General features: G+C 50.9%; 20 protein-coding genes, 2 pseudogenes and 1 other annotated feature. Of the genes and pseudogenes, 6 read left to right on the top strand and 16 right to left on the bottom strand.

What is annotated here, in order from left to right; translation table 11 throughout:
- Nucleotides 1–164: 164 nt before the first annotated feature.
- Nucleotides 165–1013 carry an envelope biogenesis factor ElyC gene (elyC, locus tag LCF41_RS09720; RefSeq protein WP_225087865.1) on the top strand — a complete coding sequence of 283 codons (849 nt, stop codon included), beginning with the start codon at nucleotides 165–167 and terminating at the stop codon, nucleotides 1011–1013.
- Here the strand turns inward: elyC and LCF41_RS09715 are convergent.
- The 12 genes from LCF41_RS09715 to LCF41_RS09660 all read right to left on the bottom strand — a co-directional run bounded on the left by LCF41_RS09715 (nucleotide 965) and on the right by LCF41_RS09660 (nucleotide 14280).
- Nucleotides 965–1858: a YcbJ family phosphotransferase gene (locus LCF41_RS09715; RefSeq protein ID WP_225087864.1), complete on the bottom strand. Its 894-nt coding sequence runs from the start codon at nucleotides 1856–1858 to the stop codon at nucleotides 965–967. The genes elyC and LCF41_RS09715 overlap by 49 nt on opposite strands.
- A gap of 200 nt (nucleotides 1859–2058) precedes the next feature.
- Entirely contained in the window at nucleotides 2059–3372 is a 1314-nt protein-coding gene (gene pelN / locus LCF41_RS09710) for a pectate lyase PelN (protein ID WP_225087863.1), read from the bottom strand.
- A 302-nt stretch (nucleotides 3373–3674) separates the two neighbouring features.
- On the bottom strand, nucleotides 3675–4427 hold the full coding sequence (kdsB, locus tag LCF41_RS09705) for a 3-deoxy-manno-octulosonate cytidylyltransferase (RefSeq protein ID WP_225087862.1): 753 nt from the start codon (nucleotides 4425–4427) through the stop codon (nucleotides 3675–3677).
- Nucleotides 4424–4606: a Trm112 family protein gene (locus tag LCF41_RS09700; RefSeq protein WP_005967647.1), complete on the bottom strand. Its 183-nt coding sequence runs from the start codon at nucleotides 4604–4606 to the stop codon at nucleotides 4424–4426. Before LCF41_RS09700 ends, kdsB begins: the two co-directional genes overlap by 4 nt.
- Before the next feature lie 108 nt (nucleotides 4607–4714).
- On the bottom strand, nucleotides 4715–5716 hold the full coding sequence (lpxK, locus tag LCF41_RS09695; RefSeq protein WP_225087861.1) for a tetraacyldisaccharide 4'-kinase: 1002 nt from the start codon (nucleotides 5714–5716) through the stop codon (nucleotides 4715–4717).
- Entirely contained in the window at nucleotides 5713–7461 is a 1749-nt protein-coding gene (gene msbA, locus LCF41_RS09690) for a lipid A ABC transporter ATP-binding protein/permease MsbA (protein WP_225088139.1), read from the bottom strand. Before msbA ends, lpxK begins: the two co-directional genes overlap by 4 nt.
- A gap of 37 nt (nucleotides 7462–7498) precedes the next feature.
- Nucleotides 7499–9772 (bottom strand): ComEC family protein, encoded by a 2274-nt coding sequence (locus tag LCF41_RS09685; RefSeq protein WP_225088138.1) that lies wholly within the window; start codon nucleotides 9770–9772, stop codon nucleotides 7499–7501.
- 373 nt (nucleotides 9773–10145) lie between these two features.
- Nucleotides 10146–10463: a PTS system regulator TmaR gene (gene tmaR / locus LCF41_RS09680; RefSeq protein WP_180741225.1), complete on the bottom strand. Its 318-nt coding sequence runs from the start codon at nucleotides 10461–10463 to the stop codon at nucleotides 10146–10148.
- A gap of 133 nt (nucleotides 10464–10596) precedes the next feature.
- Entirely contained in the window at nucleotides 10597–11355 is a 759-nt protein-coding gene (locus LCF41_RS09675) for an iron ABC transporter ATP-binding protein (RefSeq protein ID WP_225087859.1), read from the bottom strand.
- The gene (locus LCF41_RS09670) at nucleotides 11352–12359 is read right to left on the bottom strand and encodes an iron chelate uptake ABC transporter family permease subunit (protein ID WP_431191557.1); all 1008 of its coding nucleotides are present in this window, start codon (nucleotides 12357–12359) and stop codon (nucleotides 11352–11354) included. The genes LCF41_RS09675 and LCF41_RS09670 overlap by 4 nt, the downstream gene beginning before the upstream one ends.
- Entirely contained in the window at nucleotides 12349–13308 is a 960-nt protein-coding gene (locus LCF41_RS09665; RefSeq protein WP_225088136.1) for an ABC transporter permease, read from the bottom strand. The genes LCF41_RS09670 and LCF41_RS09665 overlap by 11 nt, the downstream gene beginning before the upstream one ends.
- A 21-nt stretch (nucleotides 13309–13329) precedes the next feature.
- Nucleotides 13330–14280: a siderophore ABC transporter substrate-binding protein gene (locus tag LCF41_RS09660; RefSeq protein WP_180741229.1), complete on the bottom strand. Its 951-nt coding sequence runs from the start codon at nucleotides 14278–14280 to the stop codon at nucleotides 13330–13332.
- A gap of 289 nt (nucleotides 14281–14569) precedes the next feature.
- Between LCF41_RS09660 and sbcB the strand changes: the two genes are divergently transcribed.
- Nucleotides 14570–15997, top strand: a complete 1428-nt coding sequence (gene sbcB, locus LCF41_RS09655) for an exodeoxyribonuclease I (protein ID WP_225087858.1) — start codon at nucleotides 14570–14572, stop codon at nucleotides 15995–15997.
- A 247-nt stretch (nucleotides 15998–16244) separates the two neighbouring features.
- On the opposite strand, the gene LCF41_RS09650 is transcribed toward sbcB, so the two are convergent.
- From LCF41_RS09650 to LCF41_RS09645, 3 genes are all read right to left on the bottom strand, one after another.
- A complete protein-coding gene (locus tag LCF41_RS09650) occupies nucleotides 16245–17615 on the bottom strand; it encodes an APC family permease (protein ID WP_225087857.1) in 1371 nt (456 codons plus the stop codon).
- On the bottom strand, nucleotides 17605–17811 hold the full coding sequence (locus LCF41_RS22335) for a hypothetical protein (protein ID WP_347880990.1): 207 nt from the start codon (nucleotides 17809–17811) through the stop codon (nucleotides 17605–17607). Before LCF41_RS22335 ends, LCF41_RS09650 begins: the two co-directional genes overlap by 11 nt.
- Before the next feature lie 431 nt (nucleotides 17812–18242).
- On the bottom strand, nucleotides 18243–18998 hold the full coding sequence (locus LCF41_RS09645; protein WP_225088135.1) for a flagellar brake protein: 756 nt from the start codon (nucleotides 18996–18998) through the stop codon (nucleotides 18243–18245).
- 297 nt (nucleotides 18999–19295) lie between these two features.
- On the opposite strand from LCF41_RS09645, the pseudogene LCF41_RS09640 reads away from it, so the two are divergent.
- Together LCF41_RS09640 and LCF41_RS09635 are read left to right on the top strand one after the other, a co-directional pair.
- Nucleotides 19296–19661, top strand: a pseudogene (locus LCF41_RS09640) (methyl-accepting chemotaxis protein); the annotation flags it as partial.
- Nucleotides 19662–19926: 265 nt separating this feature from the next.
- Nucleotides 19927–21878: pseudogene (locus LCF41_RS09635) on the top strand (methyl-accepting chemotaxis protein).
- 114 nt (nucleotides 21879–21992) lie between these two features.
- Here the strand turns inward: LCF41_RS09635 and LCF41_RS09630 are convergent.
- Nucleotides 21993–22838: an SDR family oxidoreductase gene (locus tag LCF41_RS09630; protein ID WP_225087856.1), complete on the bottom strand. Its 846-nt coding sequence runs from the start codon at nucleotides 22836–22838 to the stop codon at nucleotides 21993–21995.
- A gap of 295 nt (nucleotides 22839–23133) precedes the next feature.
- On the opposite strand from LCF41_RS09630, the gene hisL reads away from it, so the two are divergent.
- Together hisL and hisG are read left to right on the top strand one after the other, a co-directional pair.
- On the top strand, nucleotides 23134–23181 hold the full coding sequence (gene hisL, locus LCF41_RS09625) for a his operon leader peptide (protein ID WP_106389040.1): 48 nt from the start codon (nucleotides 23134–23136) through the stop codon (nucleotides 23179–23181).
- Nucleotides 23157–23278 (top strand) — a sequence feature (His leader region). (Overlaps the previous gene by 25 nt.)
- 122 nt (nucleotides 23279–23400) lie before the next feature.
- Entirely contained in the window at nucleotides 23401–24300 is a 900-nt protein-coding gene (hisG, locus tag LCF41_RS09620; RefSeq protein WP_225087855.1) for an ATP phosphoribosyltransferase, read from the top strand.
- Nucleotides 24301–24304 lie beyond the last annotated feature (4 nt).

Below are 24304 nucleotides of genomic sequence, written 5' to 3'. Positions count from 1 at the left end.
AGTCATTGTTCCGCATCATATAAACGGGGCTTTCGTGCAGCACATGTCTGCACGATGCGATTTTTCCAGCCTGCCATTTTGGCACAGGCTGGCTTAGAATAAATGGCCTTACCGCATGATATCTTCCCGGATGCGGTTTTTTCACTCAAAAGGAATGCAATTTTATGCTTTTCGCACTCAAAAAGTTCGTCGGCGGCCTTCTGCAGCCTCTGCCATTGCTCTTGCTTCTGATGGGTGTTGGCCTGCTGCTGCTCTGGTTTACCCAACGGCAGCGTACGGGAAGAACGATAATACTCGTCAGTTGGCTGGCGCTGATTCTGCTCAGCCTGCAACCTGTCGCCGATAGGCTGTTGCTACCACTGGAATCACACTATCCAACCTGGCGGCAAACGCCGCAAGCGAGCAAAGCCGACTATATCGTCGTGCTAGGCGGGGGGTATACCTATAACGCGGAATGGGCGCCCAGTTCCAACCTTATCAGCAATAGCCTCCCGCGCGTAACGGAAGGCGTTCGCCTGTATCATGCCAACCCCGGCGCAAAATTGATTTTTACCGGTGGGGCGGCGCAGGGCAACCCTGTCAGCAGTGCGAAAACCGCGGCGCTGGTAGCTGAAAGTCTGGGGATTCCGCAGCAGGACATCATTATTCTGGATACGCCAAGGGATACGGAAGAAGAAGCGGCGGAAACCGCGAAGATTGTTGGCGATCGCCCTTTCTTGCTGGTGACCTCGGCCAACCACCTGCCTCGCGCCATACGATTCTTCCAGGCTCAGGGGCTTGCGCCCATTCCGGCTCCGGCGAATCAGATGGCGATCACGTCCGCGCTCAACCCGTGGGAGAAGATTTTTCCATCCGCGTATTATTTATCGCACAGCGAACGCGCCTGGTATGAAACGCTGGGTCGCCTATGGCAATCGCTGAAAGGAACGTCAATACCACCGCACAACGCCGAACAACCGCAGGCTCATTCCAGCCAAGGGGACAGCTCACGGGAAGCCACATCAAAGAGCTGACGGTCTAGTTGCCCCGTGTGGATATAGCGGGCCACGGCTTCCCAGATAGCATACAACCAGCGCCGGTAGACAAAGGATTCCGCTACCGGTGCCTGTTTCAGATAGTGATACAGTAACTGTTCTGGCATGCCAGATTCACAAAGCCGGAAGAGTTCATACTCTCTCGGTGCCCACAACATCATGCCCGGATTAATCATCGCCAACAGTTGATCGCTACGCGCATCCTTCAACATACTGCGCAGTGAAAGATTACCGTGTACCAGCACACAGCCATCCTCGAAATCTTCAAACAGCATCGCCAGACATTGACGAGAGCGATAAAGCACGCTTCGATCCTGTTGCGTCAACTGTGGCGCACTGACATTCAGCAATGTCGACCACAGGACTTCCACACGCTGTTGATACCAGCTCACCCAATCGTTGTCCTGTGTGCTATCGACAGAACCGACGCAACCATGACTATCAATGCGGTGCCAGGCCAATACGCTCTCAACAATTTGGTCCATCAACAACGTCCAGCGCTGACCGCTTCTTGGTGGCGCCTCCACCGACACGCCGCGTAAGCGCTCAATTAGCAACAGTTCCCGATAAGGCTGCTGTTGCGTCAACACCAGCCCGTAAACGGTGGGTAAACGGACATCCCCCTCACGCGCCAGCATCGAGAGTTTGTAGGCCTCCTGCTGCGCTACCCCCTGGCAAATATAGCTCTTAGCCAACAAAGGGATGGCGTTACCTTCTTTATCATATAAGGCATACAGGTCCGCATAGGGCTGTTCGCTTATGCACTCAAGCCGGCTGAGGCTTTCCCCCAACACCGTACTGAGCTCCGATTTCAACTGTTCCATAAACAGCTATACCTCCGTTGAGTCAAATGACTCCACCCACCATGATGCGGCGAGCAGAAGACAAATACTTCAACGTAGATCAAATAAAAGGGGATCAATGACGGTAGAGAACGCGCCCTGCCGGAGTTGTTGCAGCGATGTTCTCTGCTGACGAGCAGAGAACATCGTGAGTGACAGCCTAGTGAATTAACACACCGCCATTATTCGCGTTCAAAAGCGCCCAGATCGGGCGCTGAACCTTTGTAAGGCAGTTTGACATCTCCACCCTTGTTGATCAGCGCGCTACCCGCTGCAAGATGCAGGCTTTTCAGTACTGGCAAGCTGCCATCTGCCTGGCGCGGCGCATCCCACCCGGTGACGGCAACGCTCTCGAAATCTGAATCCGATACCGCAATTTTCAGATCCCATGAGTTATAGCGCATATTCGCGCCATCGGAGAACGACAGGTCTTTACCGCCATGAGAAACGTTATTGCGTAGCGTACCCAACCCAATCGCTTTCCCATTTGCATCAATACCGCGGATATTAAAGTTAGGGTTATTTTTATAGCCGGTGTTATTAAAGAAATCGTTCGCTACCGGATGGTGATTGGCATAAAAACCGGCCGCTTTATTTAAAAACGCAACCGAGTTACGTACGGTATGTTTCACCGAATTTGCCACATAAACGCCACCGTAGCCACCGATTTTAAAACCATTACCATTACCTGCTGGCAGCGACTGCGTCGTCCCTGGCAAATAACCGTGTGACCAGGCCCAGGAGTTTTCAATCAGCACCGGAGAATAAGCATTAATTAAATCGAAGCCATCATCCGAGTTTGACCATGCGCGGCAACCGCGGAAAATATTACCTGGCTGATTAGCCGGAATATGCGCACCAAATCCATCTCCACTTTGGCCTGCACCATTCGATGTCAGCGGATCGTAATTATGGTGAGAGTCGCTATTCAATACCAGATTGTATCCCCCACGCTGGATAAACAAACCCGTCCCCATAATATGGTGAATATTTAACTGCTCGAATATATTATTGCTACCCCGTATCCATACCCCCCAGGATTCATGGTTAAGGTTATTCCGCTGCGGAACACCGGTTATTTCCAGTCCTTTCAGAGAGATCCAATCTGCCACAACGTTGAAGCCTTTGACGCGGCAATCATCCTGCATCTGGCTGAAATCAAACACGGGCACTTCGCCACTGTATGCCCAATACTCAATGCGCTTCCCTTCAGTACCGCTCTTATTCAGCGTAATCGCGTTCACCACATCCGTACGCGTGGCACAAACGTTTAGCCCCTTGGTAAACTCGTATTTACCGCCACGGATCCACAGACGATCGCCGGGAGTTAATGTTTTCTGCGCACGATCGATGGTTTTCCAGGGGGAGCTTTTACTGCCATTATTTGCGTCATCGCCGTTGGGCGCCATGTAATACACCGCCGCGCTGCTGCTCGCCGCAGCCCCCATCAGCATACCGCCGAGAAAAATTTTTGCGATATAACGTTTAGCATTCATATCATTACCGTCCTTAGTTGAAATAACAAAAACACCATGCAAAAAACATGGCGAATTGATAGTAGCATTTAACTATGAAAATAAAAGTTCCACTCGCTATTCATCAATTCGGAAGGGAAATAAATCACCCGTGAAATAAGAAAGCGATACAATTTGAGAATTTTTAAGAATACTTATCTAAATAAGTGCTAAATAATTTAAAATATAATATGTCGTATAAAGAAAAAACGTCATGGAGAAAATCCATTCCGGTAAGAATAGATTCCCCATGACGTATTCATCGCAGCATAGCGTGATAGATCTTACTGATTCGCCATGACGTGACGCACGCGAGCCAGATCTTCTGGCGTATCAACGCCGACGCTCGGCACCGCTTTCGCAACCGCAACGTGAATCTTCTCGCCGTACCACAGCACTCGCAGTTGCTCCAGTAATTCGATTTGCTCCAGTTGGCTCGGTGCCCAACTGACATAACGGCGCACAAAACCTGCACGGTAGGCATAAATGCCGATATGACGCAGGAAATGATCGCCAATAGTTTCTTTAGACTGAGCAAAACGCTCTCTGTCCCAAGGGATCGTTGCTCGGGAAAAATACAGCGCGTATCCCTCAGCATCGGTAACCACCTTTACGGCATTCGGGTTGAATGCTTCTTCGCTGGTTTCAATCGGCACCGCCAGCGTTGCCATTCCTGCTTTACTGGCTGCAAGGTTCTCGGCCACCTGACGAATGATCACGGAAGGAATGAGTGGTTCATCGCCTTGAACGTTAACGATGATGTCATCGTCGGTAAAACCATAGCGCTCGATGACTTCAGCCAGACGCTCTGTACCGGAATTATGATCGGCGCGGGTCAGGCACACTTCACCGCCCGCTTGCTGCACAGCCGTTTCAACATCCGGATGGTCAGTGGCGACAATAACGCGCTGCGCCCCCGATTCCAACGCTCGCTCCATCACATGGACGACCATCGGTTTGCCGTTGATGTCTGCCAGCGGCTTACCAGGCAGGCGACTTGACGCAAAACGCGCAGGAATGATCACGGTAAAGGTCATTGTGTTATCTCATCAGCGCCGAGTTTACGCGCCTCATTTTCCAGCAACACAGGGATGCCATCACGAACCGGATAGGCCAAACCGTCGACCTTGCATATCAGCTCCAGTTTCTCTTTATTAAAATATAACCGACCATTACAAACAGGACAGGCAACAATCTCAAGTAAACGGTGATCCATGCTTCCTCCATCTTTGGCCGATCGATGATCGGCATGTTCTTTCTCGCTATGGCAGCGATCTACCAGGGCGATATCTTTAAGAGATATCTAAAAACGCGGTACGGCGATTTACGTTCCGCAACCAGAACGCTGCTTAAGCACGTTTTCCAATTTATCGAGCAACTGCGTGCCGTGGGGCTCAGCGAGCACGGCATCGACTGGCAGATACCACCAGTTACCCTGAGCGAACGCCTTACATTTCACAGCATCTTTTTCCGTCATTAGCAACGGCTGTGTCGCATCCTGAGTCAGCGATTCGAGCTGTTCTGGCTGATACGATTGATGGTCAGCAAAGGCAATTTCACGTGCAATGCTGACGCCAGCCTCACGCAGCGTAGCAAAAAAACGCGGGGGATGTCCGATACCCGCCATCGCGACCACATCCTGTAACTGACTCAGCGGTCGGGACTCACCAGAAAGTAAGTTAACCGCCATACCTGCGGTTAATGTCATGCCTATCTCGTTTGTTCGCGGCGTACCGCCGTTAACAATGACAGCATCCACCGAGGCCAGACGGCTTTCTCTTTCCCGCATTGGACCTGCGGGCAGCCACCATCCGTTGCCAAAGCGACGCACACCATCAATCACAACCAGCTCAATATCTCTTTCCAACGCATAGTGCTGTAATCCATCGTCGGTGATCACGACATCTAGCGTGTGCTGTGCCAATAATGCACTCACAGCCTCCCGACGACGAGGGGCAACCGCAACAGGCGCGCCAGTACGTTGAAAAATCAGCACTGGCTCATCGCCTGCCTGCGCCGTCGCCACCGACTCATCCAGTAACAGAGGATAGCGTTCAGCTTTGCCACCGTAACCGCGTGACACCACGCCGACCCGATAACCTCTGCGCTGTAGGTGCTCGACAAGCCAAATGACCACAGGAGTCTTTCCATTGCCGCCTGCCGTCAGATTTCCGACAACCACGACAGGAACAGGTGCTCGCCAGCTTTTATGCCACCCGAACTGATAGCTCTGGCGGATCAGAAACGTGACGAATCCGTATAGCCACGAAAGCGGCAGCAACAACCAGTAAAGCCGCGAGCGACCAGACCAGATACGTTCAATCATTCGCCAAACTGCATTCTGTGTAGCTGCGCATAAGCACCGTTTGCCGCCAGTAATGCAACATGGTTACCACGCTCAATGATTCTGCCATCTTCAACCACCAGAATTTCATCCGCTTTTTCAATCGTGGAAAGGCGGTGTGCAATCACCAGAGCAGTACGATCTTTTTGCAGTTCGTCTAATGCCGCCTGAATCGCGCGTTCCGATTCCGTGTCCAACGCAGAGGTGGCCTCATCCAATATCAGGATCGGGCTGTCGCGCAACAGCGCACGGGCAATCGCAATACGCTGCCGCTGTCCGCCAGAAAGCATTACACCATTTTCACCAATCACCGTATCCAGACCATGTTCCATCTTGTTGATGAAATCCATCGCATGCGCCATTTTCGCCGCGCGCTCAATTTCCTCACGGCTATAGTGCTCATTGCGGGCATAGGCGATATTGTTCGCTATCGTATCGTTGAACAGATGCACGTTTTGAGAAACCAGCGCGACCTGATTACGCAAGGAGGACAGGCGGTATTCACGTAGATCGTGGCCATCAAGCAGAATTTCACCTGATTGAATGTCGTAAAAACGTGTAATCAAACTGGCAATCGTTGATTTACCCGAACCGGAACGCCCCACCAACGCCACCGTTTTACCTACGGGGATATGCAGATTGATATTGTTCAGCGCCAGATTTTCTCTGCCCGGATAAGCGAAACTCACCTGACGGAATTCGAGTTCCCCTTTCGCTCGTTCGATTTCACGTTTACCCGTATCGCGCTCCAGTTCCATGTCAAGAATCGCAAACAACGTCTGGCATGCCGCCATCCCACGTTGGAACTGCGCATTCACGTTGGTCAGTGATTTTAACGGGCGCATCAGCGCGATCATGGAAGAGAACACCACCGTGATCGTCCCGGCAGTCAACGTTTCCATCACGCTAGGGAAGCTGGCGGCATACAGTACAAATGCTAACGCCAGCGAAGCGATTAGCTGGATGATAGGATCGGAAATCGATGAAGCGGATACCATTTTCATGCCCTGCTGGCGCATCCGGTTACTGACCTGATCAAAACGCTTGGTTTCAACTTCCTGACCGCCAAACATCAGCACTTCTTTATGGCCTTTCAACATTTGCTCGGTGCTGGTGGTGACGTGCCCCATCGTGTCCTGCATGTTCTTACTAATATTTCTGAAGCGTTTGGACACCATGCGCATGGCGATAGATACGATCGGCGCAATCACAATCAGAATGATGGACAACTGCCAACTGTAATAGAACATCAGAACAAACAGCCCGATAATCGAGGCACCTTCCCTGACGACGGTAATCAATGCACCAGATGACGACGCAGCAACCTGCTCTGAGTCGTAGGTAATACGGGAAAGCAGCGTTCCGGTTGACTGCTGGTCAAAGAACGCAACTGGCATCCCCATAATATGGGAGAAGAGACGGCGACGCATATTCATCACCACCTTGCCTGAAACCCAGGCGACGCAGTAGCTGGACACGAAGCCCGACGCCCCTCTTACTAACATCAAACCAATGACGACCAGTGGCATCCAGAGCAATACAGAACGTTCCGCTTTACCAAATCCTTCATCCAGTAAGGGCTTAAGCAGGGAGAGCATCAAGGTATCGCCGGCTGCGTTAATGATGAGTGCAATTGCTGCGGCAGCAAGCCCTGCCTTAAAAGGAGAGATCATCGGCCATAGGCGGCGAAAGGTCTGCCAGGTGGAGAGATCTTTATCATTCAGCATGTAGTAAACCTGAAACGGGAAGAAATAGCCGCCCATTTTACTCATTATACCGCCCTACGCCAAACCACTGATGATACCAACGAGGCGATATGTGATCCCTGAACCGTAGAATGTGCCATGAATCGCTGAAAAAACGAGCACTTAGCTGACCAAATGACGCAGTATCAAACCATGAGTAACCATATTGCTGGTATCGTTCAACAATCTTTACTGAAGGCAGTCGCCACGGGTTATAGCGTGCCGCCGAGGCGATAACGAACTCGGCATTCACCGCACGAATGAAGGGAGGGGAGGAGGATGTCTTACTGCCATGATGAGGGATTTGTAACAAATTCGCACGCAGCGCGCTACGCTCTAGCTGAATCAATGCCCTTTCCGCATCCGATTCCAGGTCGCCCGTTAATAAAACCCGGTGTTTACCATCATCAACGCGGATCACACAGGAGTCGTTGTTCTCCGCTCGTTCAGCGAGCGCTAACGGCCACAGCACGGTAAACGTCAGATCCTGCCAGCGCCAACGCTCACCGCGTAGACAAGGACGATGATTCATCGCGTTGGTGGCGCTATATATCGTTGCTTCAGGGTAGGCTGTCTGTAGCGTCTCCAGCCCCCCGATATGATCCATATGACTATGGCTCAGGATAATGCTTTCCACATCAACGCCTCGCCAGCGTAAGTAAGGCAGAATTTCTCGCGTCGCCATATCGCCCCCTTCCCAGCGGTTTCCCGTATCGTACAGCACCGCCTTTCCACGTTGCTCAATCACGATGGCCAGGCCGTGGCCGACATCCAACATGTCCACACGCCAATCCGGTTCATCGCTCTTTATACGGAAAGCGAGTAAAACCAGAATCAGCACGCCGACACTCATCGGATAAATTCGCCACCAGCGAAAACGCCATATTACAACCGCCCCCCATCCCGCGACGCTCCCTAGCAGCAGCGATGCATCGAGGTATACCCAGCCTGTTTGCAGATACGTCAGCGGTGCAAACACCACTCGCAGCGAAACATCCGCCAGCCACCAGAGCATGCCGCTCAGCGGCGCAGATGCCATCGTGCTCAACGCCAGCAAAATAAGCGGCGTTGTCACGAAAGACACTAAAGGCACCGCCCATAAGTTGGCTGGCAGAGAGGTGATGCTAAAGCCGTGGAAAATATGAAGCTGCAAGGGCATCAATAGTAGAGTGATTCCCGTTTGCAGATGAACCCAACGTAGCCAGAACCATCGGTGCCGCGTCTGTAATCGATGAGGAAGCGGCGCCCACTGAAACCAGAAAATGAGCGATGCCACCGCGAGACAGGATAGCCAGAAGCTGTCTGACAGCACGCTTAACGGATCGCTGACCAGAATCAGCGCAACGCACCATAGCCAGACCTGCCAGGCTGAGCAGTTAACGCCCCAGATTTTCAGGCAGAGCCATACGCTAAGCGCCAGCGCCGATCGCACCGCCGGAGGGTTCCCCCCAGCCAGCCAGACATATCCCCAGGCAACCAGAACACTCGCGATCAATGGGAAACGATAGCCAATCCACTGCACGGGAAAGCCATACTGCAACGCCCGCGCCATTCCCCATCCAACCAGCCCCGCAAGCACAATATGCAGACCGGAGATCGCCATCAGGTGCATCGTACCGGTATTCTGAAGGAGCGCCTTGAGCTCTGAGCTAACCGTTTTCATCTCGCCAAACGTCAGCGCCAGCAAAATAGAACGCCACGCTAACCCCTGTAGTTGCTGTTCCGCCTGAGTGATCGTGCGCTGGCGGAAATCACAGCGGCTATCAGCGACCTTTGCCGCGAGTACACGGCCTGATAACGGTTGTCGTTTGGCTATCGCCCAGCGCTGGCTATCAAAGCCGCCTTCATTTAGTCGACTATGGATAGGACGAAAACTGGCGGTTATCGCCCAGCGTTGGCCGCCGCACCAGTTTTCCATCGCCGATGACTGGGCCAGTTGAGCATATAGCGGTGGGAAGATCCGTTGCTGGTCTATCTCTTCCAGCCGAACCGTAATCCCCTCATCAGCGTGTTCGCTGAACCGTATGCTGCTTACTGTCACGACAGCATTAACCGGATCCTGCGTGAAGCGTTCGATTTGTAGCAGCAGGGTTTGCGCATTCAACGCTGCCCAACAAAAACTCACGGCAACAAGAGCGACAAACCGTATCCTTGTGTGACCATATCCGCCCAGAGCCACACAGGTCGATAGCCCAACGCCCCACCACAACAGCGTTGGCGCTGGCAGTTGCGGCAAAAAAAACAGCGGTAGGATACCCAGCACGCTGGCCCACGCCAGACTATTTACCGACATCATCACTTTTATTGATATCGTCCATTACCATGACATTACCTTCCCTCTTTCCCCGTTGTTCGCGCCAGAATGTTGCAATAACTCAAGCTCATGCGACAGAACGAAACACTCAGGTAGGAAAATGCCTCGCAAGAAAGCGGCGACATTGCAAAGAATGACATTCGGTGTGCGAGCTGGATTCCTGTTCTCACAGCGTTTGGCATCATCAGCGACAAAATCATTAACGGCCGCCACCGATGCTCAAACAAGTGGGTAGGTAAAAAGGCAGGATGTGGCGTAAAAGCCAAAAGAAAAAGGACCGCAGAAGCGATCCTGTTACAGTAGAAAACAATTGACAGTAGAAAGCGGTTTTATCGTAAAAACGGGACTTAGGTTACTTAACTTCGCCCATCGCTTTCAGCTTTTTAGACAGATCACGGCGTTCTTTCGACAGATCCGCGTTCTTGATGATGTAGTCATCAACGCGATCTTCATAATCACTGCGCATATTGGCGATGATATTTTGCACGTCCTCAATGGACATACCCGGTTTCAGATATTCGCTCAGGTTGTCCAGCAGCAGAACGCGCTTCTGGTTATCGCGAATTTTCTTTTCGTTGTCGACGATTTCACGCTGAAGTTTGTTTTTACGACGAAACATGCGCACGAATTCCAGCACATCCTGGAAACACGGCTTAGTGTCCTTATCCATCTTTTACCCTTACCTTAAGTCATACATAAATTCTTTATGCATTCACCATACAGGTTATACCCAGCGTCTTTCAAGCGGTGCTTACACCCTTTGCGCAAACGCCCCGCCGAGCGGATAATCTGTCATCAAACCATTAACGGTAATATACCGCGATACGCTGATTATGAACCTCTTCAATGGCCACTTCAGTATCGAAAATATCTTCCAGAACGTCGGACACCATGATGTCCTCCGGTTTTCCCGTGTAGATGATCTGCCCTTTACGCATCGCAATAATGTAGTCTGAATAGGCAGAAGCAAAGTTGATATCGTGGATAACCAGCACAATGGTTTTGCCTAGTTCATCCGCCGCCCGGCGGATCTGCTTCATCATCGCCACGGCGTGTTTCATATCCAGATTATTCAGTGGTTCATCCAGCAGCACGTATTCCGTGTCCTGACACAGCACCATCGCGACATAAGCACGCTGCCGTTGGCCGCCGGAAAGCTCATCTAAAAAACGATCTTTCAATTCGGTCAGATTGAGAAACGCCAACGCAGCGCTGATGCGCTCACGGTCATCAGCGTTCAGCCGCCCTTTGGTGTAAGGATAACGGCCAAAACCTACCAGTTCGGCCACCGTTAAGCGGCTGGTAAACTGGTTTTCCTGCCGCAGCACGGACAAACAGGTGGCAAGCTTATCGCTTGGCGTTGTCATCACATCCATGCCGTTAACTTTTACCTGTCCACGATCCGCTTCCAGTAAACGGCTAATGATGGACAATAATGTCGACTTCCCCGCACCGTTCGGGCCGATTATCGACGTGACGCCGCCGCGAGGCACCGTCGCCGTGACATTATTTAATACCGTCACGCTATTATACGTTTTGGTTACATTGCCGATCTCAATCACACGGAAACCTTTTTCAGTAGCAACACAATAAACAGCGACCCACCGATAAATTCGAGGACGACAGAGAGCGCACCAGCCATGCCAAGCAGATGCTCCAAAATCAGTTGCCCCCCCACCAATGCGATAATGCCAAGTAAAAACGCCGTTGGGAGAAGAATACGATGTTGGCTGGATCCCGCGATCAGATAGGCTAAATTCGCAACCATGAACCCTAAAAAGGTCAGAGGCCCCACCAATGCCGTCGAAATAGCGACAAGTATGGATACCAATAACAGCACGATGGTGACATGGCGCTTGTAGGCGATTCCCAGATTAATCGCCGTATTTTTCCCCAACGCCAACACATCTAATTGGAAACGCAACCGCCACACGAACAGAGCCACAATCAAGATGATGACCGCTGATAGCGCAATTAATTCTGGGGCTGCTCGAGTAAATGTGGCGAACATTCGCCCCTGTAACACGGCGAATTCACTGGGCGTTAAGAGACGTTGCATCAGGCTTGACGCACTGCGAAACAACGTACCGCAAATGATCCCGACCAGCAGAACCAAATGCAGATTGCTGTGGCGACCGGTGAACAACCAGCGATAAAGTAGCGAGGAGAACAGAACCAACAACAATGCTTCGAAGACAAACTTACCACTGACGCCAACCGCTGAAATACCTTGCACGCCGAAAAAGAACAACACCATCGTTTGCAACAGGACAAACAACGCTTCAAATCCCATGATTGATGGGGTCAGAATGCGGTTACTGGTCACCGTCTGGAACAATACCGTTGATACACTGGCAGCAAACGCCACCAATATCATCGTAGATAAAATCTGCCCTCGGTGTATCAGGATATAGCGTAGGTTCCCCCCCAGATTGATGGTCATGAACACGACGATTATCGCTAATGCTCCCGCACTCAACCACCATAAACGCCGATAAGGCGCGGCGCTGGGCTCGACTGGCGCTGTTGCAGGGCGGGTATCAACCTTAAATTCATTAACTGACATGGCGTTTCTGACTCAACAACAGGGTAAGGAACACGACAGCACCGATCACACCCAGAATGACGCTCACTGGAATCTCGAACGGGTAACGCACCACACGACCAATGATATCGCATAGCAGCACAAGCCCACCGCCAAGCAAACACACCCAGGGGATAGTTTTCCGCACATTATCGCCGATGATCATGCTAATCAGGTTTGGCACAATCAGTCCCAAAAACGGTAATGCGCCGACGACAACGACGACGACACCGCTGATCACCGCAATGATAGAGAGCCCCAGCAACATAACCTGCCGGTAATTCAGGCCAACATTGACGGAGAACTCCCGCCCCATTCCAGCAACAGTAAAACGGTCTGCCGTCCAACACGCTAATAACGTCAGGATTCCTACCAGCCAGAGCAACTCATATCGGCCTTGCAAAATTCCGGAAAAATCCCCGGCTTCCCAGCTACCGAGCGACTGTAACAAGTCATAATGCATGGCACCGAATGTCGTTACCGCACCGATGACAGCGCCAAACATGATCCCGACCAGCGGCACAACCAACGCTGATTTGAGGACAATACGACGCAACAGCATCATAAACAGCAACGTACCAATCATGGCAAACACGCTGGCGACGACCATCTTCACCATCAAGGACGCAGATGGCGCAACCACCATCACCACCAGCAAGCCAAACCCCGCAGACTGCGTTGTACCAGCCAGTGAAGGTTCAACAAAGCGGTTCTGTGTCAGCAGTTGCATGATTAACCCAGCAACGCTAATGGCGCTTCCCGCCAATAACAGCGCCAGAGTACGTGGGACACGACTGATAAAGAAAATGTCACGCATCATCGGGTCGGTCCATACTGCATCCAGCGTAACTTGTCCCGCACCAATAAATAGACTGCAGGTAATCATCCCCAACATGAGGATGGTACCTGCCGAAAAATAAAACGCTTTCATTACTGAAGTCACGATGCAGTCTTAAGGTTTCGCATCAAGTGCTTTATTGACATCGTCGATCAGGCGCAGATAACTTTGCAGCCCACCCGCGATATAAATCGAAGAAGAGTCCAGGTAAATCACGCGATTATTCTGCCAGGCATTGGTTTTATTCACTAATGGGTTATCCAAAACCTGCTTCGCTGATTGCCCTTCCTTCTGATTGCCAATCGCGCTGTCACGATCGAAGACGAATAACCAGTCCGGATTGACACTCAACAACAGTTCAGATGTCACCACATTCCCGTGGCGACCGGACTCTGGAAATTCTGTCGCGGGTTTAAATCCCAACTCATCGAAAACGAAGCCGAAACGGGATTTCGGGCCATATGCCGACATTTTCCCCCCCGTCACCATCACCAATAACGCCGACCCAGCTTTATCGGCTTTTTCACGCGTTTGAGCGATACGATTTTTAAAATCATCCAGTTTGGCTTTAGCTTCATCCTGCTTGCTAAAAATCTCACCCAGTTGTTCCACTCGCTGTGTAAAACTGGTCATAAATTGACGATCATCGATATCTAGCGCAATCGTTGGTGCGATAGCATTTAATTTGTCATAAGCATCACGAGCGCGACCGCCACCAATAATCAAATCCGGCGCAGCACTGCTGATAGCTTCATAATTAGGTTCAAACAACGTGCCAGCATTCAGGTACTTACTGTCCCGGTATTGCGCGAGAACATCTGGAAATATTTTTGCGTCGCCTTGTGGCACGCCAGCGACATCGATGTTCAGCGCGGTCATCGTATCCAGAATGGCGGTATCAAACACAATGACTTTTTTCGGATTCACGGGAACCTGCGTGACACCTTTTGTATGTTCAATCGCCACAGTTTGGCTTGCCGCAGATGGTGAATCAGCCTGATCGCAGCCAGCCACCACTAACGCGGAAGCCAGCAGCGTCATTTTAATCATTGAGGGAAACCGCATTCCTTTCTCCTTATTTCGGCATTAAGCAGTGCGAATTACATCGCAAAGTATCGAATTTAATTATCATTCGCATTAAAACGAAAATTGTAACCGAATGGACACACTCATGCCTAGCGATTATGTCTACCCTTCTTTTGATGTAAGTCAGAGAAGTGATGTAAGTCAGAGAAATGATGCACATCAGGAAAGCACCACAGAAAAGCCGATTCAATGGTATCCTTGCCACTTTCCAGTCTGTTTGCCTGACGTCAGGCTCAGCGCATACACGTAGCTAAAGCTAACTGCATATATGGCCGAGAAAACACAACCCACTTTTTTCATTCACGACTACGAGACATTCGGTAAACATCCGGCGCGCGATCGCCCCGCGCAGTTTGCGGGTGTCCGTACCGATATGGATTTCAATATTATCGGTGAGCCGCTGGTCATTTATTGTCGTCCGGCCGATGATTACCTGCCGGAGCCGGAAGCGGTGATGATCACCGGAATCACGCCACAGGTCGCGCTGACAAAAGGCGTCAATGAGGCAGAATTCGCTCGTCAGATCCACGACGCATTCAGCGTGCCCGGCACCTGTATTATGGGCTACAACAACATACGTTTTGATGATGAAGTCAGTCGGAACATTTTCTACCGTAACTTCTACGATCCTTACGCTTACAGCTGGCAAAACGGCAACTCTCGCTGGGATCTGCTGGATGCGTTACGTGCTTGCTATGCCCTGCGCCCGGAAGGCATCGTCTGGCCCGAAAATGATGACGGCCTCCCCAGCTTCCGCCTTGAGCACCTGACGAAAGCCAACGGCATCTCGCATGAACAGGCGCATGATGCGATGTCCGACGTTTATGCCACCATTGCGATGGCAAAACTGTTTAAGCAGGCGCAGCCCAAGCTGTTTGAGTATTTGTTCACGTTGCGCAACAAAAATAAAATTTCTGCACTGATCGATATCCCCCAGATGAAGCCGCTCGTACACGTGTCTGGCATGTTTGGCGCAGCAAGGAGCAACACCAGTTGGGTGGTGCCGCTCGCCTGGCACCCGGACAACCGTAACGCGGTCATCATGTGCGATTTGGCTGGCGATATGACACCGCTGCTAGAGCTGGACAGCGAGACATTGCGTGAACGGTTATACACCCGTCGGGATGCGCTGGAGGCCGGTCAAAGTGCGGTTCCACTCAAGCTGGTGCACATCAATAAGTGTCCGGTCTTAGCGCCTGCCAATACCTTACGACCAGAAGATGCGGAAAGATTAGGCATCGATCGTCAACGCTGTCTGGACAATCTGGCGCTGCTGCGCAACAACGCGAGCGTCAGGGAAAAAGTGGTGGAACTGTTTGCGGACGAGCCTGCTTTTGTCGCGTCTGATGATGTCGATTTACGCCTTTATGATGGCTTCTTTGGCGATGCCGATCGCATGGCGATGAAGATTATTCAGGAGACCGCCCCGCAGAATCTTCCCGCGTTGGATCTCACGTTTGCCGATAATCGCCTGGAACCGCTATTTTTCCGCTATCGCGCTCGCAATTTTCCCGGCACGCTGGACGACCGCGAACAGCAACGGTGGTTGCAACATCGGCGTATGGTATTTACGCCAGAACGCTTGCAGGATTATCTGTCAGAACTCAGCAATTTGTATCAGTTGCATGAAGACGATAAAGAGAAGATGGCACAGCTAAAAGCGCTGTACGCCTATGCGCAGGAACTGGTGGGATAAGTCATAAAAAAGTGGAGCACATTGGCTCCACTGGAGATTACTGACAAAGTCTGTTGAGCGTGAGTAACGGATAGATCGTAAAGACGCTGTAAATACATCCTTGTACGCTCGGATTGCGCCATCCCTAGCGCAAACGCTTTACTATTCTATTCCGTTACTCCCGTTCTCGTTCAGAAAATAGGCTTCTCAACAGCCTGAAACGGAGCACATCGGCTCCGCTTTTTCTTTCATGCAAGTTGTCGGTGGCTTACACCGGTTCTTCACTGCATTGCGGTACTGGCTGGCGGAAACTGCGCGTCACAAACGCCAGATAGAGCAGCCCGATCGTCGCCCATACCAGACCCAGCGCCATTGAGCTGGCTTCCAGATTCACCCACAGCGCCCCGACAGTCAATGCGCCCAGTACGGGCAGCACGAGGAAGTTAATGGTGTCTTTCACGGTACGGTTACGACGTTCACGAATATAGAACTGTGAAATAACCGATAGGTTCACAAACGTAAACGCCACCAGTGCACCGAAGTTAATCAGCGCCGTTGCCGTCACCAGATCGAACGACACCGCAGACAGTGCAATCACACCAACCAGCAGGACGTTCAGCGCTGGCGTGCGCCATTTCGGATGGATATAACCGAAGAAGCGCTCAGGGAATACGCCATCGCGCCCCATCACATACATCAGACGAGAAACACCCGCGTGAGCGGCCATACCCGATGCCAGCACGGTAACGCAGGAGAACACCAGAATAACGGACTGGAAGAATTTACCCGCAACATACAGCATGATTTCTGGCTGAGAGGCATCCGGCTCTTTAAAGCGGGAAATATCCGGGAAGTACAGTTGCAGGAAGTACGCCACGGCAACAAAAATCACGCCGCCGATCAGCGCCGTCAGGAAGATGGCTTTTGGAATCACCCGACCGGCATCCTGTGTTTCTTCCGACAGAGAACTAATGCCGTCAAAACCCAGGAACGAGAAACAGAGAATAGTGGCTCCGGTAATCATCGGCACCACATGCGCGTTCTCAGACCAGAATGGACGTGTGCTGGTCAGCGTACCCGCACCTTCACCCAGATAAACACCGTGGATCACCAGACCCAGGAACACCGCCATGATAGCGACCTGTACTACCACGATAATGGAGTTCAGGTTAGCAACCAGATTAATGCCACGCAGGTTAAACAACGTCATCAGCCCAACCAGCGCCGCGACAAAAATCCATGACGGCACGCCGGGGAAGATGGCTTCCAGATAGATTTTCGCCAACAGAATGTTGATCATCGGCATGAACAGATAGTCCAGCAGTGATGACCAGCCGACCATAAACCCAACGTGCGGGCTGATCGCTTTCTGCGCATAGGTATAAGCCGATCCCGCAGACGGGAAACGTTTTACCAATTTACCATAACTCAGCGCCGTGAACAGAATAGCAACCAGCGCAAACGCATAAGCAGTCGCCACATGGCCATCGGTCAGGCCAGACACGATACCGAAGGTATCAAAAATGGTCATCGGCTGCATGTACGCCAGCCCCATCATTACGACAGGCCACAGCGTGAGCGTTCTTTTTAGTTGAGCACGTTTGGCGCCAGCATTAGGCAGTTGAGAATCAAGCGACATGACGCGCACCTCCGTTCATCACGGCAAGCGCATACGCACCGGAAACAAATGAATGGATACAGGGCTCGCCTGAATCACGATGAGAAGAGGTAGCTGTAACAGCACCAGAAATAACTTGCGACGGCGTCGCGCCATAACCAATACCTTTGCAGCCCAAACCGGCGGGCACCGGTGCGAAACTTACTGATTGCCCCATCTTTCCTTTCCTCACAGTGCTCACAGGCACACACAAAATTATCTATCCGGATCGTTGTCCGGCCTCTTTGGTTGAAGACCCTATACCCAGCAAACCTGGGCGACAGAGAAGGCAATAAACCACACCAATACCCCTGTAACCTGAAGGTTGACGAGCATAAATGTAAAAAAATAACCGACGCTATTAGACGTCGGTTATTTGCAAGGCGCGTATTCTGCACCAGACGATCTCTTCTGACAAGGCTCTGAGAACGTTGGAAACAATTTATTTATCGCCGTTATACATCAAGCAACCGACACATGGTTTTTGTACATGTAAAACAGTCATGTTTTGTTCTACAGCTTGAAATATTTAGGGTAAATACGTTAATACTTATTATGAGAAACGTTGCTGCTCTGTGTGAAGCCTACACAAAACGTTGTGCTTAAAAATTACAACTCCTGGAACCGCTTTTTCTTTTCGTTTTGTAATCTTTCCAGCTCAAAAATCACCTGCTGAAGATCCCGCTCTTGTGCCGCATTCAGTGACGGGAACTTGAAGCTCAGACGCTGTGTGAGTTTCACTTCGCCTTTATTATCGACAACTTTCACCATTGCCTGACCGACGAACTGCAAATCGACGCAGAAGAAACCGTGGTCAGCAAGATCCATCTCCACGCTCTTGATAATGTCGCCTTCGGTCAACAACCCTGTCGTATCACGGTCGGTATACAGACTCAACCCACCCAGAGAGAGGTCTTTAATCGTAAACAGGAAAACACTCTCATCCGGCAGCTCGCCACGGCATGTCAACGGCGGCCACAGCGGTGTGTTGATGCGGAAATAGGTTCTGCGTTGGATAAGATAAAGCAGCTCAGGAATTTGCGCGCTGAAGGCAGGCAGACCGTCATACGTCACCGTTTTCGCGATTTCGGCATTAAATTCGACTTTTGCACCAGCAGGCTCTGCGACGAAAGACAGCGAACCTGCACACAGTGCGAGGTTGTTTTCACGCTCAATACCGCCTAAATCGAAGACAAACAGGTTGTTGTCAGGGACAACGTCAAGAATTTTACTGATGAACTGACCGTGAGAATGATGAACCATCAGAGATGTGTCATTATTCTTTAATTCGCGTAGCGTTGCACAGATAGCCAGTTTGTTGCGCTTAACAAACTGCTCTTTCAAATTTTCATTCACCGCTTTCATCCCCACCATTTTTACATGACTATGTGCCAATGGCTTATATTGATGCACGCCTCTCCGTTACCTTTCAAGTCACATGTGTGCCACCACGATGCCACCGTACTGGCTGCATATTGAAAACGTTCGGAGTGCCTGAAATCATACGATATAGATTTGTGCAAACGGTATCGGCAGTTTGCCAAACTACTTTAGCGGATTAATAGAAAAAAAGTGAGCAGAAGCGACCAGATAATGGCGTTTTTCTATACCACACTGCCAGTAAACTTTTCTTCTGCTCTGATGTATGAGTACCGTTACGCTATGATCAGCGATGTGCGTGACAGCGTGGACAGCGTGTCCGCCTCTGCGGCCAAGATTGCCGCCGGTAATAGCGACCTTTCTTCGCGTACCGAGCAGCAGTCTACCGCCGTCGTGGAAACCGCCGCCAGCATGGAAGAACTGACATCGACCGTAAAAAACAATGCCGAGAACGCCAAACAGGCGAGTCAAATTAGCACGGAAGCCTCACAAAATACGCACAAAGGCGGCGAAGTGGTACGAGATGTGGTGGATACCATGTCAGGCATTTCAGACAGTTCACGCAAGATTGCCGATATTACCGCCGTTATCAACAGCATTGCTTTCCAGACCAATATTCTGGCACTTAACGCCGCCGTAGAAGCCGCAAATTACCATAAAACACTATGCATTTGCACAGCCCGCCTTGATACCCATCACAGAATGTTATTATCCCCTACGTTGACACTAACATCGCGATAACACAGCCCGATAACTCATGTAGTGAGAAATGAAATTGGGTAGTGAGACATGAAATTGTCGTTCACAGTTAAATAGCAATCAACAGCGAAATAGCAGTCAGCAGTGAAAGCGTGGTTAGCAATAAAACATAGTTATTGTTTTTACTAAAAAGCGTCATACATGGAGAGTTATAATGCAGCACCTTGCCAGTCGAATTCGTAACACAAAAATTGCTCATAAGCTGTATGCGGGATTTGGCATTATTTTATTACTCGTGATTATTGCCTCATCACTTAGTACAAAAAGATTCAAAGACATTAAAGATATCTATGAAAAAACCAATCTTATTTACAGCGTAAACATTGAGGTATTTCAGGCAAAAATAAATCGTGTTAAATATTTCTACGTACCCGATGAAAAAACAAAAGATATTCTGGCAAAATTTGTTAAAAGCGCGACCGATTTAACAGACAGTGCAAAAACGCTGGCCTGGAGCGCCGACGAATTATGCCATATCAATAGCTTAAAAGAAAATTTAGAGGGTTTTCAAACCTCAGTATCCGCCATGTCCGTTGCGACACAAAAGGCCGTTGGGATTCAGAAAAAGTTACCCAACTGCATACACAAGCCACGCTGGAGCCTTTTGCACAGGCCATTCATAGCACCAGTTCATTCCCCGATAACGATGCCTATTACGCTATTAGCAAGTTGGCTTTCCTGTTAAGTGAAGTACAAAAGCTGAGTTATGAACTGCAAATAACCAAAGATGAGAAGACATTAACGGCACTGAATAACCGTTATGCAGAAACAGAATCAGCCTATCAGGCATTGCCGATTTTACCTGCCGACCTGAAAAGCCAGGCTGATGCATTACGAAATAACATTAAGCAGTACCAACAGCTTAATGCAGACTATTACAACGCGTTCGATGACGTGAAAAAAGCAGAATATCTGGTCATGAGAGCTGGCACGAAAAGCAGCGCAGATATCAACGCGCTGACGGCTATTATCAAAGCGAAAAACGATGAACTGGCCTATCATTCTGCCACCGTTACGATGATTATCGGCCTTATCGCCGTCATCATCGGTATCATGATTTCAATCTACATCACCCGAATTATCACCAGACCGATCATTCATAACCTGTCGCTGGCGGAACGTATTGCCAGTGGCGATCTGACCACCTCGATTAATACTAATCGCCACGATGAACTCGGTCGGCTTACCCTCGCGATGGGCACGATGAATGAGCAACTGCGTCACGTTATCTCCGAAGTGCGGGACAGAGTCGGTAGCGTCAGCCAATCGGCAAGCAAAATCGCCACAGGCAATAGCGATCTTTCATCACGCACCGAGCAACAGTCAGCCGCCGTCGTGGAAACCGCAGCCAGCATGGCGGAACTGACGTCTACGGTGAAAAACAACGCCGATAACGCCAAGCATGCCAGCCAAATCGCTGCCGATGCTTCCAAAAATGCCCTTAAAGGCGGCGAGGTTGTGAAACAGGTTGTGACGACCATGGACAATATCGCGGCCAGCTCCAAAAAAATCGCCGATATCACCACCGTCATCAACAGCATCACCTTTCAAACCAATATCCTGGCGCTGAACGCGGCGGTAGAAGCCGCACGCGCCGGTGAACAAGGGCGTGATTTTGCCGTTGTGGCTGGTGAAGTCCGCAGTTTGTCGCAGCGCAGCTCTCAGGCAGCCAAAGACATTGAGGCACTGATCGCAGAGTCGGTCGAACGTACCAATGCAGGTAGCCATCTGGTTGCCGTTGCCGGAGAAACCATGGAGCAAATCGTTGCTTCCGTATCGCGCGTGAACGACATCATGGGGGAAATCTCATCCGCCTCCGAAGAACAGAGCCGGGAAATTGGGCAAATCGCACAGGCCATCAGCGAGCTGGACACCACGACACAACAGAATGCCTCGCTGGTGATGGAGTCTTCCACTTCTGCCAATTCGCTGGAGGAACAGGCGGTGCTGTTAGAGAAATTGCTCGAACATTTCCGTGTTTCCCAATCGGACAACCATGCCGCGTCACGTGCACTATCCGCTACGCCACGGCATGCGTTGCCAAAACGTATATCAACGGCGGACAAAAAAGTCGCCTCGTCAGAAAGTGATTGGACCTCGTTTTAACTCCTCACGCTCGGATAAACTCATGTGCATCCGAGCGTATCAAGTACCTTATTCATCGTGTCAAATTCGTCGTATCAAGAGCCGTGATATCAAAAGCCCTAAGACACATTGCCGTTAGCGCTGCGAACCTTCATTCAGCGGCATTGTTGAAGGATCAGGATACTGATAGTCAAACCCTAATTCATGACAGATGCGTTGCCCATCAACAATCCGCCCCTGACCGTTCTCGGTTACGGGGGCAAACTGCGGCGGAGACAGGTGCAGTCTGCGCGCCTGTTCGGGGTAAAAATCCTGTCTGGCCGGATGCTCTGGTGCGCACAAGTTATAAATATGCCCACTATTTGGTAGCTTAAGCAGCAACAGAATAGCCGTCAGCACATCTTCCTGATGCACCAGGTTCACACCGTGGTTGCCGCGTGGCAAATTGGTTTTACCAGCAAGGAAACGTCCGGGATGGCGATCGCCACCGACTAACCCAGAGAGGCGCAAGATATCCACGGAAGTATCGGGCAAGTGCTGTAACCACTGTTCAAGAGACGCCAGCGTCTTCCCAGCCACGGTGGTCGGCTGTAGCGGCGAGCTTTCTCTTACCGTGCCGCTGCCATCACCATAGACCGAGGTTGAACTGGTGAAGATGATGCGCGGGACATGAAACACGCGCGCCATATTCACCAACTGCTGTACTGCCTGCGCATATCCTTCGCCCCCTTCCGCCGTTCGGCTGGCGGGCAGCGTCACGACTAATACGTCAGCCTGTTGTAGTAAAGCGTTAAGCTCCTCAGCGTCGCATTCCAGTTCCGGCGTCAGCGCCAACTGATAGCACTCAATCCCACTCATACGCGCGGCCTCGGCGCCGTCCCGCGTGGTTTTCGTTCCCGTTACGTGGTAGCCGTGCCCATTCAATGCCAAAGCCAGCGGCATGCCCAGCCAGCCCAACCCCACAATCGCTACTTTTTTCATCAACCGTTCTCCCAGCAAGGAGCCTATAATTACCCCTACTCTATCCCTACAGAGTAAACGGCTTTGACGCGCATCGCTATAGAACCCGCCCAGTTTTAGCCGGTCTTTATGCCTATAAATCGCCAATATCCCATGCGATTATGCTGGCGCATTCCTCAACCCAAACGAACTTCCCACATCTGCTAAAAAAATGTTGCACAACAGCCCGAACATGGTTTAGGTTATTCGACAGACAAATCGTTACTGATTTAATAAATACTGACACAACAACATTTGTACAACAAAGAGACAACTTATGACACGCGTTCTGTTTAACCACCATCATCACCATCATCCTGATTAGTCTTTCGGGCAGTTGGTGCTGGAAGACGTGCAGATCTTCCAGTGGCGCAGAACACAAAGAGAGCCCTCGGAAGATCATCTTCCGAGGGTTTTTTTATGCGCGCTATCCGTGCGCGCACCTTGCAGGCCGTTGCTATGCAACGTTAAAAAACGTTCCAGACGTTTTTTTATGGCCCAATGTTTCTAGAAATTTTAAATTTGACAGGTTAATGAGGTTTCCATGCTGGATAAAACACGTTTACGGATAGCAATGCAGAAGTCAGGCCGCCTGAGCGACGATTCACGCGAACTGCTGGCACGCTGCGGGATCAAAATCAACTTACAGCAACAGCGTCTGATTGCGTTCGCAGAAAATATGCCGATTGATATCCTACGCGTGCGCGATGACGATATTCCCGGTTTAGTGATGGATGGCGTAGTCGATCTGGGCATCATCGGCGAAAACGTGCTGGAAGAAGAGCTGTTAAACCGTCGCGCTCAGGGCGAAGATCCGCGTTACTTCACGCTGCGCCGTCTGGACTTTGGCGGCTGCCGCCTGTCGCTGGCGATGCCGCTGGACGAAGCCTATACCGGCCCGGAATGCCTGCAAAACAAACGTATCGCCACCTCTTATCCTCACCTGCTCAAACAGTATCTCGACAGACAATCTGTCAGCTTCAAATCCTGTCTGCTTAACGGTTCCGTCGAAGTTGCGCCACGTGCCGGTCTGGCTGATGCCATCTGCGATTTGGTATCGACCGGTGCCACGCTGGAAGCTAACGGCCTGCGCGAAGTGGAAGTGATTTACCGCTCAAAAGCCTGCCTGATTCAACGCGATGGCGAGATGCCCGCGGAGAAACAACAGTTAATCGATAAACTGCTGACCCGTATGCAAGGCGTGATTCAGGCGCGCGAATCAAAATACATCATGCTGCACGCGCCGAGCGAACGTCTGGAAGAAGTCATATCCCTGCTGCCCGGTGCCGAACGCCCTACCATTCTGCCGCTGGCTGGTGACCAAAGTCGCGTTGCCATGCACATGGTCAGCAGCGAAACGCTGTTCTGGGAAACCATGGAAAAACTGAAATCGTTGGGTGCCAGCTCCATTCTGGTTCTGCCTATTGAAAAAATGATGGAGTGATGAC

The organism is Pectobacterium colocasium (assembly GCF_020181655.1).
GTDB classification, from domain to species: domain Bacteria; phylum Pseudomonadota; class Gammaproteobacteria; order Enterobacterales; family Enterobacteriaceae; genus Pectobacterium; species Pectobacterium colocasium.
Note: the sequence above shows the minus strand (reverse complement) of the source record. Positions and strands in the feature narration are given on the sequence as shown.